Raw genomic sequence first — 15,476 nt, 5'->3', positions numbered from 1 at the left:
TCAGTTGGGCTGTTCGCCGCGCAAGTAGTCAATCACCACATCGGCTGCGATGGTCGACATGCGCAAGCCGACATCCCTGGTGATGTCGCCTTCGACGCGGCTTTGCACCCAGCCAAGGAACGCGAAGGCACGCAAGGCGGCGAATAGAGGCAATGCGGCGATGTCCTGCGGGGTCAGCGCACGCTCTTGCTGGTAGCCGTCAAGCAAAGCGGTTTCGATCAGCGGGTAGATCGCCTCCTCGCGGTTCTGGTAGAGGGCGACGGCAAGGTCGTACATGTGCCAGCCATGGCCGCAATCGTCGAAGTCGATGATGCGTACGGCACGGTCATGGATGAGCACGTTCTCGCGCACCAGATCGGCGTGGATGATGCCGAAATTGCGCGCGCTGCGCTCATGTTCCGACAGCGCCTTCACTGCGTTGTCGCGCGCCTGCAAGACCAGCGCGCGGCGAGGACCATCGAGAAAGGGCGAGGTCTCGAACCGGCCCCAGACCGGGTTCGCCCCGAAGAAGCCGTCGAAGTCCCAGGCATGGCGCGCGAAGCCCGCGGGCGGCGTCCAGGAGGCAGTGACATTGTGCATATGGGCAATGGTCCGCCCGATCGCCGTGAAGATCTGGACCGACTGGTCGGGCGTGTAGACCAGTGGCACGCCGCGTGCGCCCACGGCGCGGCCCTCCAGCCAGCTCAGGCAATCGGCCTGCCGGGGCTGCTCCGAGGTGGCCGTGCTGACAAGCACGAACGGATCGCCGGCCTGTGTTGCGACGCAAGACGGCGTGGCTACGCCGGCGGATTGCAGGAAGCCCATCCATTGCAGTTCCGAACGCAGCGCGGCGTCCGTGTGGTAGCCGAGCCGGTGGATGCGCATGGCTGCCGGCTGGCCATCCGGCAGCCGCACGCGGAAGACGGCGTTCTCGCGGTGCTTCAGAAGTTCCGGCTCAAAATTGCGGACGCCCCAATGTTCGAGCGCACGCCTGGCAAGCTCCGTGACATCGGCGGCCGTTTCGGGCTCGGATTGGGTGGAAACAGGATTCACGCCGGCACTCCGCCGACTTCGCCCAGCACCTCGTCCAGCAGGCCGATCAGGAACTCGGCATTGTCGCGCGAGAACGGCATGGGCGGGCGGATCTTGAGCACATTGCCGTGGATGCCGGTCTTGCCCATCAGCACGCCGCGATGGCGCATGCGATTGGCGACCTGCTCGGCAATGTCGGGCGCCGGTTCGCGCGTGTCGCGGTCGTGGACCAGCTCGGCGCCGAAGAACAGTCCGGCCCCCCTGACCTCGCCTATGCACTCATGCCGATCGGCCAGCGGGCGCAGCAGGCCAAGCGCATAGGCGCCGACGTCTTGCGCGTTGGCGACAAGGTTTTCCTGTTCGATGACGTCGAGGACGGCATTGGCGACTGCGCAGGAGACCGGGTTGCCGCCAAAGGTGTTGAAGTAGCGGAAAGCGTCGCGGAAGGTCGCCAGTATCTCCTTGGTGGTGACCACGGCCGCGATCGGATGGCCATTGCCCATCGGCTTGCCCATGGTGACGATGTCGGGGACGAAGCCGGCGCGCTGATGGCCCCAGAAATGGCTGCCGGTGCGGCCGAAGCCGGGCTGCACTTCGTCGGCGATGACCAGACCACCGGCTTCGCGCACGGCCCCCAAGGCGTCGTCGAAAAATCCGGTGGGCAGAGCCGGGAAACCTTCATTGGCGAGCAGCGGACACAAGATGATGCCAGACAGGCCAATGCCATCCTGTGCCAGCGAGGCGATCGCTTGACGCACGGCGTCGCCAAAGGCCTTGCCATTGGCCATCGCATCGGGATGGCGATAGCTGTCGGGGGCCGGCACCAGCCTGACATGGGGGGCGCGGCCGCGGATCGGAGGCATGCGCGTGCTCAGCTGCGAAACCGCCGTCGTGTTGCCATGATAGGTGGCGTCGGTGGCGATGATGCCCATATTGCCGGAGGCGGCCTGCGCCATGCGCAGCGCGATGTCGTTGGCCTCGCTGCCGGTGCAGGTCAGGATTGCGGTGGCGAGGCTTGCATTGAAGGTCGCCGTCAGCCGCTCGACATAGTCGAGAATTGCGGTGTGCAGATAGCGTGTGTGGGTGTTGAGCAGGCTTGCCTGACGGCACAAGGCCTCGACCACATGCGGGTGGCAATGGCCGACATGGGCGACGTTGTTGTAGGCATCGAGATACTTGCGGCCGTGGGCATCGTAGAGCCAGACGCCTTCGCCGCGCACCAGGTGCACGGGCTCGTCGTAGAACAATTGCGATTTGGCGCCGAGCAGGCGGGCACGCCGCTTGACGAGCGCTTCCTCGCTCGGGTTCTTCTCAGATTGGGTCATTGCGTACCAAACTCCATTGCGTCAGCGGGTCTATCAGGCCCTCGACAGACCTGCATCGATGGCCTCGCCGATCTTTGCCACGTCGGCGGCGCCGATGATCAGCGGCGGCGACAGGATGATGTTGTTGCCGGACACGCGCAGCATGACGCCGGCGTCATAAGTGGCTTCCGAAACCACGGCCATGGTCTTCTTGTCCACCGGCTTTTTCGTCGTGCGATCGGAGACCAGCTCTAGCGCAGCCATCAGGCCCTTGTACCTGATGTCGCCGACGATCGCGTGCTTGGCTTTTAGCCCCTCCAGCGTCGCCGCGAGCTCGATGCCGCGCGCGGCTGCGTTCTCGTCCAGGCGAAGCCGCTTGGTCTCGGCAAGTGCAGCCAGCCCTGCCGCGCAGCCGACAGGATGGCCGGAATAGGTATAGCCATGACCGATCGCCCCGAAGCTGGTCTTGTCGGCCTCGAAGACGTCGGCCACCTTGGCGCCGATCAAGGTGGCGCCGAGCGGGAAATAGCCCGAGGTGATCGCCTTGGCGATGGTCATAAAATCCGGCTTCACGCCGGATAGCCGCGAACCCGACCAGGCGCCGGTGCGACCGAAGCCCGTGACCACCTCGTCGGCGATCAGCAGGATTTCGTGGCGGTCGCATATCTCGCGGACCAGCGGCATGAAGCTGTCATGCGGAACGATGACGCCGCCGGCGCCGAGAACCGGCTCCATGATGAAGGCGGCAATGGTGTCGCCGCCCTGGAAGGCGATCTCGTCCTCCAGCGCTTTGGCGCACAGTTTGGCCAGCCGCGCCGGATCGGTCTCATCGAACGGATTGCGGAAGGTCCAGGGTGCGGGAATGTGGAAGACGCCGGGCATAAGCGGCTCATAGTTGCGGCGGAAATTGGCGTTGCCGTTGACTGACGCGCCACCGAAATGGGTACCGTGATAGCCCTTCTTCAGCGCGAGGAATTTTGTCCGGTCGCCCTGGCCGCGGATCTTCCAGTATTGGCGGGCGAGCCGCAGTGCGGTTTCGACCGAATCCGAGCCGCCCGAGGTGAAGAAGGTCCGCACCATGCCTTCCGGTTCGAACCATTCGCTGAGTTCGTAAGCGAGCTCGATCGACGGGCCGGTCGACGTGCCGCGAAACCCGGAATAGTAGGGCAGGGCGCTGAGCTGGTCGGCGATGGCCTTCTTGATGGGGTCGCAGGAGTAGCCGAGATTGACGTTCCACAGGCCGCCAACCGCATCGAGCACGGTGTTGCCGTCGATGTCTGTGACCATCACGCCTTCGCCTTTCATGATCACCTTTGGCGGGTTGGCCCGCATCTCGGCCGGGTGTGCCATCGGATGCCAGATCGGCTTGGCGTTTTTCTCGGTGAGGAAATTGATGTCGCGCATCGCAAGGCTCCGCAAATGTCTCAGGAGATGAGGTCGAAATGGCCGAGGGCCTCGGCATAGGAAAGTGCCGGTCGCGCGACGTCGAAATGAACCGTGCGCATGCCGGCGGCACGGCCGCCATCGACATTGCGCTGCTGGTCGTCAACGAACACACAGGCGCCGGAAGGCAGGCCAAGCGCCTCGGTCACCAAGGCATAGGCGCGCGGATCGGGCTTGAGGATGCCGGTATAAGTGGCGTCGACGATGGTGTCGAACAGCTCGAGCAGCGGCAGCCGCTGACGGAAGCCGGCGCCATAGAACAGATCTAGCTCGTTGGACACGATCGCCAGGCGAAATCCCGCCGCATGCACGGTCCGGATTGCGCGGACGGCTTCGGGCCGCACGATCTTTTCCGGCTCGGCTCCGCGTGCGCGCTGGACGAATGTCTCCATCGCCTGCCAGTCCTCGCCGACGAGCCGGCCGACTTCGCTGGTGCGGGTGCGCCAATAATCGCGCTCGCTGATCTCGTCGGCCTGCATTGAGCGCCACAGCGGATCTGAATCCGGGTCGAACGGCCCGTACCATTGCAGCGTTCCCGGCGCGAGGCCGAGCGCCTGTTCGGTCAAGGCATGGGTCTCGAAAAGGGTCCGGGTGACGACGCCGCCGAAATCGAGGACGAGCGCCTGGGCAGGAACAGCGCTCACGCAGCCACTCCCTTGGCCGGCATGCCGCGCGGGATGATGCCTTCCTCGACCCAGCGGTCGAAGATTTCGAGCGCCTTGCCGACGAACTCGTCGCTGTTAATGTGGGCGTCCATCTCGTGGAACTCGACGCCGGCGGGAATGGTCTTGCGCATCTCATCGGTGAACGCCGCGAGGGCTTCGGGTTCGTACAGCGGCTCGCCCTGCGCATCCCATTCCTGGATGCCGCCGGAGGGCAGGATGAAAGCGGAGCGCCCCTTCGACGCACCGAGCTTGGCGGCGATGGTCCTGGCGACTTCACGGCGGTCGGCGGCATCGACGGTGATCGAGCCGATCAACCTGTTATGAGCATGGAATGGCCGCTGCGCGAACTTTGTCGGCAGCGCCTGCCAGGTCGGCAAATCGACCATGTCCACGGCGCCAGGGGCTGCGATCTGCGGAATGCCGCGGGCGCCGGCATTCTCGAGCCGGTCGGCGCCGGAGCTGACGACCGAGCCGGCAAGATGATTGGTGATCTCCTGCAGGCTGAAGTCGAACACCGCGCAGAAATGGTCCTGGCTGGCGATCGATTCGAAGGCCCGGCCGCCCATCCCGGTGGTGTGAAAGACCGCGACATCATAGCCGCGCTGCTCCAACGCCGGCTTCAGCGTCTTCATATAGCGCAGGCAACTGCTGCCCAGCGAAGTCATGCCGATGGTCGGTCCGACCGCCGGGGCCGAAGCACGGGATGCAAGCACGATCCTCGCCGCACCGACGACCGCGCCGCAGGCCTGGGAAAGGACCAGCTTGCAGATGGTGTTGAGGCCGTAGAGCCCGCCTGCCCACAGGATCATCATCAGGTCGGGCGCGACACGCTCGGGTGGAATGAGATGCGAGTAGGCGATGGTCGAGACGACGAATTTCGGCACGCCGAGCGGCAGGCACAGCGCGACATCGAGCGCCAAATCGGTTCCCATCGAACCACCGATGGCGATGAAGGCGTCGATCTCGCCGCGCTGGTGAAGTTGGCGCACCAGCTGAACGGCGCCGACGGCCATCAATGTCATGGCGGTGTTTTCATCGCCGCTCGAGACGATTTCGGCCATCGTCACGCCAGCGGCCCGCGCAACGGCATGCTTGTCGTGATCGGGACTATAGGCGGGGGCGCCTAGCACGCTGACATCCATCATCACGGCGCGGCCACTGGATGCCTCGATACACGCTTTCATGAACAGCAGTTCGTCGGTCTTGGTGTCGCCCGTGCCGATGACCAGGATGCGGGGCGTCGCCATATCTGCAGACATCAGGCCTGCCTCCTCAGGGTTTGCAGGTTTTCGCCATTGAGGCGCATCGAAATCTCCCGTGCCGCGGTCACAACCGCAAGCCCTCGTTCCACGATCGCAGCCGGTGTCGTCCTGGCCTTCGGGGCTGCCACCGCAATTGTCCCCAGCGCAAGTCCGTTGGCGGCGCGGATTGCAGCCGCGACGCCGATCACGCCGTCCTCATGGCCCTGGTCGCAGATCGAATAGCCGCGGTCGCGCGCCTCGCCGATCGACTTTGAAATGGCGGCCGGCTCGACGAGGGTATGATCGGTGAAGGCCTCAAGCGAACCTGTCAGGCATGCTTTCACGGTCGCGTTGTCGGCGAAGGCGAGATAGGCGATGCCGGAGGCGGTGGAATGCAGCGGCAGAAGCTGGCCGACATCGATGTTCACCCGGTTTGCCCAACTTGAATGCTCGACATGGACGGTGATCAGCCTGTCGACGCCGAATTCCGACAGATGCACCGTCTCGGTTGTCGAACCCGCCAAATCCTGCGCCACGGGAAATTGCCGTTTGCAGGAACGGGAAGCAGGCTTCGCGGATACGCGCCAGCCGCGACAGGCCGGCGCCGAGGCGATAGTGCCGCGTGCCGGCATCCTGCTCGACGAAGCCATGGCCGCCCAGCGCCATCAGCAGCCGCCGCGTCGTCGCCTTGTCCAAGGCGCACCGCCGCGCGAGATCGGAAAGTCCGAGCTCGGGCTCGTCCGCCGTGAACAGCTCCAGAAGTGAAATCGCCTTGCCGACCGTACCCATCCAGCCTCCCGCTCGGATAGAAACTTAATGTGTGAATTAACTTGACAGGCATCGGCATTCTTTGCAAGTCTATATTCAAAATAAGGGTTCAAATAATGAACCGACGCATTCAGGGAACAGGCCGAGCGGCCGCGAACCCAGGGGTTCGTAAAACTGGAGGGACAAATGTCAGCAGTTTCGGAACAGGCGCCCGCCAACAGGCTGCGCAAGAACAGTCTTGGCGTCGGCGCTATCACCTTCATGGTGATTTCGGCGGCGGCGCCGCTCACCGCGGTCGCCGGCGGCACGCCGCTCGGCATGCTTATGGGCAATGGGGCGGGCTTTGCCGGAACCTATCTTATCGTGACCGTGTTGCTGCTGCTGTTTGCGGTCGGCTACGTCGCCATGTCGCGCCATGTCGGCAATGCCGGCGCCTTCTATGCCTATGCCGCGCGCGGGCTCGGCGGTTTTGCCGGCGGCGCAACCGCAATCATCGCGATCCTGTCCTACAACGCCATGCAGATCGGGGTCATGGGCCTGCTGGGGGCCGCGACCGCCGGCCTGTTCGCCGGCTGGGGCATCGACCTGCCCTGGTGGGTGTGGAGCTTCATCGCCGTCGCCATCGTCGCGGTGTTGGGCTACCGCCAGGTCGACCTGTCGGCCAAGATCCTGACGGTGCTGGTGCTGTGCGAATACATCGTTGTGCTGGTGCTAGACCTCGCCATCCTCAATACCGGTGGCGACAGTGGTCTCTCGGCGGCGCCGTTCAGCTGGAGCCAGATCGTCAGCGGCTCGCCCGCCATCGCCATCCTGTTCTGTTTCGCCGCCTTCATTGGTTTCGAGGCGACGACGATCTACGCCGAGGAAGCCCGCGACCCCAAGGTGACCATTCCGCGCGCCACCTATTTCTCAGTGTTGCTGATCGGCGTCTTCTACATGGTCACGGCCTGGCTGATGGCGGTCGGCGCCGGCGTCGACAAATTGTTGCCCGCACTGCAGGCGCTTCAGGATCCGACGACTTTCCTGTTCGGCCTGTCCGACCGCTACGCCGGAACCATGCTGTCGCACGCCATGGGCATCCTGTTCGTGTCGAGCCTGTTTGCCGGCGTGCTGGCGTTCCACAACGCGGTTGCCCGCTACATCTACGTCTCGGGCCGCGAGAAGCTGTTGCCTGAAGCGATCGGCGTGACGCATTCAGTGCACCAGAGCCCGCATGTCGCTTCCGTCATCCAGAGCGTGTTGGCCGCGATCGTCATCGGACTGTTCGCGGTACTCGGCCTCGATCCGGTGCTGGCGCTGTTTTCCTGGCTGACCAATGTCGCGACGCTGGGAGTCATCGTCATGATGGCGGTGGCCTCGCTCGCCGTGGTGATGTACTTCCGCGCCAACCCGTCGACGCAGGAGAATGCGCTGAAGACCACCATCCTGCCTGGGCTGGCCTTCATCGCTTTCGTCGTCATCATCTACCTGATCGTCATTAATTTCGGCAGCCTGTCCGGGGCCGGTGGCTTCCTTGGCGTGTTCCTGCCGGGGCTGGTGCTGATTGCCGCGGTGATCGGCCTGCTGCTTGCCGGTGCGTTGAAGAGCCGGGATCCGGTTGCCTTCGAAAATCTCGGCGTGCCGCTGAAGGACTAGGACAAAGGACAAGGGGTAGCGCGTTCGGCGCCGCCCCTTTCCATCGCAAGGGAGTAACGGCGTTGAGCTTTGCCGAGAGCATCACCGTTGAGGCGCTGGAAGCCGATCCGTATCCGATCTATGCGGAACTGCGGCGCAGTGCGCCTGTCGCTTTCGTGCCGGCGGTCAATCTCTGGTTCGTCACCCGCTGGAAGGACGTCGAGACCGTCGCAAAGTCACCCGACATCTTCTCCGCCGTCGTCGGTACGTCTCCGGTCGAACGCTCGTTCGGCAAGCCGACCATCCTGACCACCGACGGCGAAACGCATAGACAGCTGCGCCAAGGCGTCGATCCGAAATACCGGCCGCGCACCGTCGCCGCCTATGCCGGCGACCTCGTGCGGTCGATTGCCGAACCTTTTCTCGACCGGATCGCCGAACAAGGCTCCGCCGAGCTGATGGCGGATTATTTCGAGCCGGTGTCGACGCTCAGCCTGGCGCGCTCGCTTGGCCTTGCCGACATCGACATGCCGACGCTGCGCCGCTGGTTCTATGGCCTTGCGCAGGGCGCCATCAATTTCGAGAACGACCCAAAACGGCAAGAGATCGCCGACGCGATCAGCGCCGAGGTCGGCGCAGCCATCCGGCCGACTCTGGATAGACTGGCGCGCGCCCCCGACGGCTCGGCGCTGTCGCATATGCTGCATGACGGCATGCCGGAAGGCACGACGCGGCCGATCGATTTCTTGATGCCGAGCATCAAGGTCATTCTGCTTGGCGGCATGCAGGAGCCCGGACATGGTGCCGGTTCGATCCTCGCCGGCCTGCTTGCGCATCCCGAACAATTGCGGCAGGTGCTCGCCGATCCCGAGACCTTTGTGCCCAGGGCTGTCGATGAAGGCTTGCGCTGGGTGGCGCCGATCGGAACCCAGACGCGGCAGACGACGCGGGCGGTCGAGCTTGGCGGCGTAACCATCCCTGCCGGCGCCGCGGTCGCTGCACTTGTCTCCTCGGCAAGCCGCGACGAGAGCCGCTTTGCCGATCCAGACCGCTTCGACATCAACCGCAGGGAAGGTAATCATGCCGCCTTCGGCTTTGGTCATCATTTCTGTTCGGGCCGGTTTTTCGCGCGCGAGCAGATGTGCCTCGCGTTAAGGCTGCTGCTCCTGCGCTTCCCCGATCTCAGCCTGGTGCCGGGCAAGGTGCCGGTGTTTCGCGGCTGGGAATTCCGTGCGCCAACCACGTTGTATGTTTCCCTGGGAGTCCGCCATCAATGATCAGCCAGAATGCCATCGACGCGCTGCGCAAGACGGAGATCGGCGAGCGGGGCTTGTTTATCGATGGCGTACAGGCCGCAGCGACGAGCGGCGCGACACTGGCGGTGATTTCGCCGATCGACGGCCGCCCTTTTGCCAGCATCGCTGACGGCAATGCCGCCGACATCGATCGCGCGGTCCGATCGGCGCGAAAAGCATTCGAGAAGGGTTCATGGTCGCGCGCCGCCCCTGCCTTTCGCAAGAAGGTGCTGACGAAATTTGCCGAGCTGATCGAAAAACATGTCGATGAGCTGGCCGTGCTTGGCGTGCGCGACAACGGCACCGAGATCGGCATGGCCTACAAGGCCGAGCCGCTGTCGGCGGCCGGCACCATCCGCTACTACGCCGAGGCGATCGACAAGGTCTATGGCGAGATCGCGCCGACGGCCGACAATGTGCTCGGGCTGATCCACAGGGAGCCACTCGGTGTCGTCGGCGTCATCGTGCCGTGGAACTTCCCGCTGATGATCGGCGCCTGGAAGATTGCGCCCGCACTGGCCACCGGCAACAGCGTCGTCGTCAAGCCGCCGGAGATCGCCTCGCTGACCTTGCTGCGGCTGGCCGAACTCGCAAGCGAGGCTGGACTTCCCGAAGGCGTGTTCAACGTCGTTACCGGGCATGGTGCTGTCGCCGGCGAAGCGCTTGGCCTCCACATGGATGTCGACGCCATCGCCTTTACCGGATCGGGGCCGGTCGGCCGGCGGCTGCTCGAATACTCCGCCCGTTCCAATTTGAAGCGGGTCTTCCTCGAGCTTGGCGGCAAGTCGCCCAACATCGTCTTTGCCGACGCTCCGGACCTGAAGCAGGCGGCGGTCGTCTCGGCCAACGGCATCTTTCGCAATTCAGGCCAGGTCTGCGTGGCGGGCTCGCGTCTGCTCGTCCAGTCGTCGGTCTATGATCTTTTCATGGACGAACTTGTCTCGGCAACCACGCGGCTCAAGGTCGGCGACCCGCTCGATCTCGCCAGCGATATCGGTGCGGTATCGAGCGCCGAACAGCTGGACAAGAATCTCGGCTTCGTCGCCATGGCGCAAGCCGAAGGCGCCCGTCTCGTCGCCGGTGGCGAACGGATACTGACCGAGACTGGCGGCAGCTACATGGCGCCGACGATCTTCGAGAACGTGACGCAAGAGATGCAGTTGGCGCGCGAGGAGGTGTTCGGACCGGTGCTCGGCGTGATGCGCTTCGAGACCGAGGAGGAGGCGGTGCATCTCGCCAACTCCACTGTCTACGGACTTGCCTCGGCGGTGTGGACCGCCAATCTTTCCACGGCCCATCGCATGGTGCGCGCCATCAACGCCGGTGTCGTCCACGTCAACACCTATGGCGGAGCCGATATCACCGTGCCGCTTGGCGGCGTCAAACAGTCCGGTTTCGGCCGTGACAAGTCGCTGCATGCGCTGGAGAAATTTGTCGACCTCAAGACCGCCTGGATTGCGCTCTGAGCCTTGCGGAAAGGCCAGCGTATCTGCTCTTTTCGTCAAGCTTGGCCTCAGAAACGCCACGCTGGTGCTGGTTGGCGGCGATCGCGTCACCGCTATCGGCAGTTCCGACTAGCGTGGTGTCGTGGGTCCTGGTTTTGCGCGGAAAGCCGTGTTGCGGCCGGCCGGTATCACGGCGTCCTACTCCGTTGTGCTCGCTTTTTTTCTGCGCCGATTGGTGTGCGACTGGGCGACGGCCATTCGTAATTCGGGTGTGATCTCCAAAGGCGCATTCTCTGTCCCATGCGGGTCTTGCAGCCCCTGGACGTGAACGGTCGGGAATGGGAGCTCGATGCCCTGCTCCTTGAAGGCCTGGCGGAGGCGCAAGAAGAACCTGCCTTTCATGCTGAAGGCGCCTCCAGGTCTGGTCGTGACCTTGACCCTCAAGACGATGCCGTACTCGCCGAACTCCTGCACCCCCTGCATCTTGATCGGTTCGATCACCCAGTGTTTGAACTCCGGATCTTCCGCCAGTTCCAGGCCAATTCGCTTGATCAGTTTGCGAGCAAAGTCGATATCGGTGTCATAGCCAACGGTGATGTTGAATTTGTCGGTGACCCAGTCACGGCTCTGGTTCTGCACGGCGCCGAGTTCGCCGAAAGGTATCGTGAACAGCGGACCACGATGGTGGCGCAGCTTCACCGAGCGCAGCGAAAAGCTCTCCACCGTACCCCTGTAGCTGCCCGATGAAATGTATTCGCCGACACGGAAAGCATCGTCGAGCAGATAAAACACGCCAGAGATCACGTCCTTGACGATGGTTTGCGCGCCAAAACCCACCGCGACGCCGACGACGCCGGCGCCGGCGATCAGCGGGCCGATCTGGATGCCGATCGAAGCGAGCATCATCAGCACCGCCATCACGATGATCACTGCTAGCAGAATGTTCTGGATGATCGGCAACAGCGTGTGCAGCCGCGCCTGATGCGGATCGAGGGTGAGGATGTCTTCTTCGCTCACCACCGCTTGCGGTATCGCGACGCCCAGCTTTCGTTCGATCAAGGCTTTGATGATCGACCAGCCGAAATCGGCAGCAAGGGCAATGACCACGACGTTGATCAAGCCGCGCAATATGAGCATGGTGGTCGTATCGCTGCCGCGCATGGATTGCATGTCCAGGCCCAGTACGCGTGCGAGAAGGTAAGCCGCCGCGAGGATGAAAATCATCCGGATACCGCGATCGATGACAGCGATCGTCACCGCCGGGATCGTCGGCCGGCCCGCATCTTCCGAACCGGGCCGCAGGACGAAATTAACCCCGCGCTCTGTCAGCACAATTGCCAAAGGCAGGAAGAATGCGGTGAAGGTAAACCAGAAGAATGTGTAGAGGCCGGCAATGCGTTCGAGGAACAGAACGACGAAATAAGCCGTCAACAACCATGTCACTGCCGTGTGACCGCTGTGGCGCGCGCCGTCTCGCTGCGTTCTTGGCCGACGCCAAATGGCCAGCAGGAAGAGCAACAGCAATATGAAATCGGCGCCGACGGACAGGACCATCATTCCGTCCTGGTCTATGCCGAGACCCGGCAAGAGGACAAACGCGGCGGCGAAGAAGGCGAAAACGCCGACGATCCGGGGCAGCCAATAAGCCCAATGGTCAGCAGCTCCGTCGGTGATCGGCAGGGCACGAACCTCGATGGCGTGCTCGACCTCCATGAAAGAAGGGACGAGTGTGGCCATCACGTATAGGCGCACAGCCCACGTAAAGACCGCAGCCATCAGAAATGTCAGCACAATCTCGCGGATGAGCGCTGGCCAGTCGAACAGCATGAACGCACCGGCGCTGCCCAGCGCGAACGAGCCGATCATCATGCTGGAATAAAGCGTGCGGCCGCCGATCTTCTTGGCCCGCCCGATGGGCGTATCTCTGGGTTGCGCGATGATCCAAAGACGAAATGGACGGGTGAGCTTGTATATTGCCCAGGTGAGCGCCAGGCCGGCAGCGATAAAGATCGCAATCAGCACCAATATGCTGACGGGGCCCTTGCTGGACATATCGTCCATGGTATTGGCCCGGACGCGCGCGAACTGGTCCGGCAGCGAAGGCAAGGTTCGCACGATCTTTTCGATGTGATGCTTGATCCGATCGAGCGTCGAGGATGCCATAGTATTCATCTGGCCCGGTGCGGCCACGGCGTCGGCCGGCGGAGCGCTAGTCTCGGCAGGCGCTTCCGTTGATCCAGCGGCCGGATTTCGTTGCTCGGCCACCCAGGCCTTCACCGACGGATCGTCGAGAAGCTCGAACAGCTGTTTGACCTTGTCGGGCGCGACGGCGGCCGGTGACTGCGCCTGTGCCGGGCCAGCCAGCAGGAGGGCGATGCCAAGGATGAGCGGCCCGGCAATCAGGGCAAACATCGTCGTCAGGCCTCCGAGACGCCGTGCCGGGCGCGCCAGCTTGCTGGCTCCCAATCGTCGTTTCATGAGCAGCATCGTGCGGTAACCTTCCGGTCAGATCGGCGAGCAAGGACAGCTATGTCCGTCGTTGCCCCCACCTTTAACAAGCCGATGTTGCGGTGCAAGTCTCATCGCACCTAGACCGTTGGGTAGGGCACCAGGCGACCGGCAAGGCTGTCATCACCAGCGCCAGCGTTGCGCTGCGTTCCTTGTCCCGACCACCTAGACCGGGTCGTTGTCGGTCGTCGGTTGCTCCGCGGCGGGAGCCTGTGACCATGCCGCATTGCACAATTTTGCGACCTTGCCCACAATGCACGCATGGTCCGCAGCTCACTCGCCGTCCTGGTCATCGACGAAAACCGTATCCGCGCCGCGATCATCGAGGCAGGTTTGCGCGAGGCCGGCCATGAGCGGGTCACCGTCATCCACGACGTGACCGGCATTGCGCGGCGCATCGCCGAGATCGAGCCGGACGTCATCGTCATCGACCTGGAAACCCGAACCGCGACATGCTGGAAAACATGTTCCAGCTGTCGCGTGCGGTGAAGCGGCCGATCGCCATGTTCGTCGACCGATCGGACCAGGCATCGATCGAAGCGGCGGTCGATGCCGGCGTTTCGGCCTATGTCGTCGACGGCCTCAGGCAAGAGCGCGTCAAGCCGATCCTGGACATGGCGGTCAGCCGCTTCAACGCTTTCTCGCGCATGGCGCGCGAGCTGGAAGAGGTTCGAGGGGAGCTTGAGAGCCGCAAGGTGATCGACCGTGCCAAGGGCATCCTGATGAAGTCGCGCGGCCTGACCGAAGAGGCCGCCTACACGCTCCTGCGCAAGACGGCGATGAACCAGAACCGCAAGATCGGCGACATTGCCCAGAGCCTGGTGACTGCCGCCGGGCTGCTCGGGCCGTCGGAGGACGAATGAGCATGAGCGCCGAGCACCAGATCACCGCCGGCTTCATGCCGCTCTTCGACAGTGCCGTGCTGGTTGCGGCGGGTGAGCTTGGATTTGCCGCACGCGAGGGCATCGATCTCACACTGCACCGCGAGACCTCCTGGGCCAACATCCGCGACCGCATCGCCATCGGCCATTTCCACCTGGCGCACATGCTGGGGCCGATGCCGCTCGCCTGCAATCTCGGGCTGACGCCGCTTGCTTCCGAGACCATCGTGCCGTTTTCGCTCGGGCTTGGCGGAAATTGCGTCACCATCTCCAACGCCGTCTGGGAAGGCATGGCGGCACACGGCGCCATACCCGATCTCGAGCCCGCGCGGGCGGGCGCAGCCCTTCGTGCGTTCATTCGCGAGCGCGCCAGGGCTGGCGGCGATCCGCTGCGCTTTGCCGTGGTGCACCCGCATTCGGGGCATAATTACGAACTGCGCTACTGGCTTGCCGGGTGCGGCATCGATCCGGAGCGCGAGATCGAGATCGTCATCGTGCCACCGCCCTTCATGGCCGATGCGCTGGTCGCCGGGCGGATCGACGGCTACTGCGTGGGCGAGCCCTGGAACAGCGCCTCGGTCGCCGCCGGCACCGGCCATATCGTCACCGTCAAGGCGCTGCTGTGGCGCAACAGTCCGGAGAAGGTGATCGGCGTGCGCAAGGCCTGGTCGCAGGAGAACCCGGTCGCGCTGGCAGCATTGCTGCGCGCGCTGCATCATTCGGCGCGCTGGTGCCAGGATCCGGGCAACCACGCCGAACTGGCTGGTGTGATGGCTCAAGCTGGCTTCCTGGGCCTGCCACCAGCTGTCCAGATGCCGATCCTGACCGGCCATCTTGAACTGGGCGGCGGCGCCGAACTGGATGTCGACGACTTCTTCCTGCCCTTCGACAAGGCGGCGAACTTTCCGTGGAAGAGCCATGCGCTGTGGTTCTATACGCAGATGGTGCGCTGGGGGCATGTCGAGCACACGCCGGAAAACCTTGCTATCGCCCGTGACTGCTACCGTCCGGACCTCTACCGCTCGGCGCTAAAGCCGCTTGGCGTTGCACTTCCCGGCGCCAATGCGAAGGTCGAGGGCGCGCTTAAGGTCGCCACGGCTGTCGGTGCGACTGGGGCAGGCTTGGTGCTTGGGCCGGACGGCTTCTTCGACGGTCAGACCTTCGACCCCGACGAGATCGACGGCTATATAGCGCGCCAGAAAGTCGCTCGCGCGGAAGCCTGATCATTCTCGCGCCATTCTTGTGCATTGCACAAAAAATGTGCGTGCGATTGCTGTAATGAACAATCTTTGACCTGCTTG

General features: G+C 63.7%; 11 protein-coding genes and 2 pseudogenes. 5 read left to right on the top strand and 8 right to left on the bottom strand.

Going from position 1 to position 15,476, the window contains the following annotated elements; translation table 11 throughout:
* The 7 genes and pseudogenes from NKJ64_RS05530 to NKJ64_RS05500 form a co-directional block, all read right to left on the bottom strand.
* A complete protein-coding gene (locus NKJ64_RS05530; RefSeq protein ID WP_352462118.1) occupies nucleotides 1-1,032 on the bottom strand; it encodes a phosphotransferase enzyme family protein in 1,032 nt (343 codons plus the stop codon).
* A complete protein-coding gene (locus tag NKJ64_RS05525; protein WP_352462117.1) occupies nucleotides 1,029-2,336 on the bottom strand; it encodes an aminotransferase class III-fold pyridoxal phosphate-dependent enzyme in 1,308 nt (435 codons plus the stop codon). The genes NKJ64_RS05530 and NKJ64_RS05525 overlap by 4 nt, the downstream gene beginning before the upstream one ends.
* A 33-nt stretch (nucleotides 2,337-2,369) precedes the next feature.
* The gene (locus NKJ64_RS05520; RefSeq protein ID WP_023708115.1) at nucleotides 2,370-3,719 is read right to left on the bottom strand and encodes an aminotransferase class III-fold pyridoxal phosphate-dependent enzyme; all 1,350 of its coding nucleotides are present in this window, start codon (nucleotides 3,717-3,719) and stop codon (nucleotides 2,370-2,372) included.
* A gap of 20 nt (nucleotides 3,720-3,739) precedes the next feature.
* Nucleotides 3,740-4,402, bottom strand: a complete 663-nt coding sequence (locus NKJ64_RS05515) for an HAD family hydrolase (protein WP_023726267.1) — start codon at nucleotides 4,400-4,402, stop codon at nucleotides 3,740-3,742.
* Nucleotides 4,399-5,682: a Tm-1-like ATP-binding domain-containing protein gene (locus NKJ64_RS05510; protein WP_352462116.1), complete on the bottom strand. Its 1,284-nt coding sequence runs from the start codon at nucleotides 5,680-5,682 to the stop codon at nucleotides 4,399-4,401. The genes NKJ64_RS05515 and NKJ64_RS05510 overlap by 4 nt, the downstream gene beginning before the upstream one ends.
* A complete protein-coding gene (locus tag NKJ64_RS05505) occupies nucleotides 5,682-6,188 on the bottom strand; it encodes an IclR family transcriptional regulator (protein ID WP_352462114.1) in 507 nt (168 codons plus the stop codon). Before NKJ64_RS05505 ends, NKJ64_RS05510 begins: the two co-directional genes overlap by 1 nt.
* Nucleotides 6,189-6,354: 166 nt before the next feature.
* Nucleotides 6,355-6,453 (bottom strand): annotated as a pseudogene (locus NKJ64_RS05500) (helix-turn-helix domain-containing protein); the annotation flags it as partial.
* A 165-nt stretch (nucleotides 6,454-6,618) separates the two neighbouring features.
* Here NKJ64_RS05500 and NKJ64_RS05495 point away from each other — a divergent pair.
* The 3 genes from NKJ64_RS05495 (at nucleotide 6,619) to NKJ64_RS05485 (ending at nucleotide 10,807) form a co-directional block, all read left to right on the top strand.
* Entirely contained in the window at nucleotides 6,619-8,067 is a 1,449-nt protein-coding gene (locus NKJ64_RS05495) for an APC family permease (RefSeq protein ID WP_023738355.1), read from the top strand.
* A 62-nt stretch (nucleotides 8,068-8,129) separates the two neighbouring features.
* Complete coding sequence (locus tag NKJ64_RS05490; RefSeq protein ID WP_023738356.1) at nucleotides 8,130-9,323, top strand: cytochrome P450; 1,194 nt, start codon at nucleotides 8,130-8,132, stop codon at nucleotides 9,321-9,323.
* The gene (locus NKJ64_RS05485; RefSeq protein WP_023692260.1) at nucleotides 9,320-10,807 is read left to right on the top strand and encodes an aldehyde dehydrogenase; all 1,488 of its coding nucleotides are present in this window, start codon (nucleotides 9,320-9,322) and stop codon (nucleotides 10,805-10,807) included. The genes NKJ64_RS05490 and NKJ64_RS05485 overlap by 4 nt, the downstream gene beginning before the upstream one ends.
* Before the next feature lie 177 nt (nucleotides 10,808-10,984).
* Here the strand turns inward: NKJ64_RS05485 and NKJ64_RS05480 are convergent, their stop codons facing one another.
* Nucleotides 10,985-13,273 carry a mechanosensitive ion channel family protein gene (locus NKJ64_RS05480; protein ID WP_245270155.1) on the bottom strand — a complete coding sequence of 763 codons (2,289 nt, stop codon included), beginning with the start codon at nucleotides 13,271-13,273 and terminating at the stop codon, nucleotides 10,985-10,987.
* Nucleotides 13,274-13,555: 282 nt separating this feature from the next.
* Between NKJ64_RS05480 and NKJ64_RS05475 the strand changes: the two are divergent.
* Nucleotides 13,556-14,157 (top strand): annotated as a pseudogene (locus NKJ64_RS05475) (ANTAR domain-containing response regulator).
* A gap of 2 nt (nucleotides 14,158-14,159) precedes the next feature.
* A complete protein-coding gene (locus tag NKJ64_RS05470) occupies nucleotides 14,160-15,398 on the top strand; it encodes a CmpA/NrtA family ABC transporter substrate-binding protein (protein ID WP_031202552.1) in 1,239 nt (412 codons plus the stop codon).
* Nucleotides 15,399-15,476: the final 78 nt, after the last annotated feature.

Origin of the sequence: Mesorhizobium sp. M0062 (assembly GCF_040323125.1) — a bacterium.
Taxonomy (GTDB): domain Bacteria; phylum Pseudomonadota; class Alphaproteobacteria; order Rhizobiales; family Rhizobiaceae; genus Mesorhizobium.
This window is presented reverse-complemented; position numbering and strand designations above follow the sequence as displayed.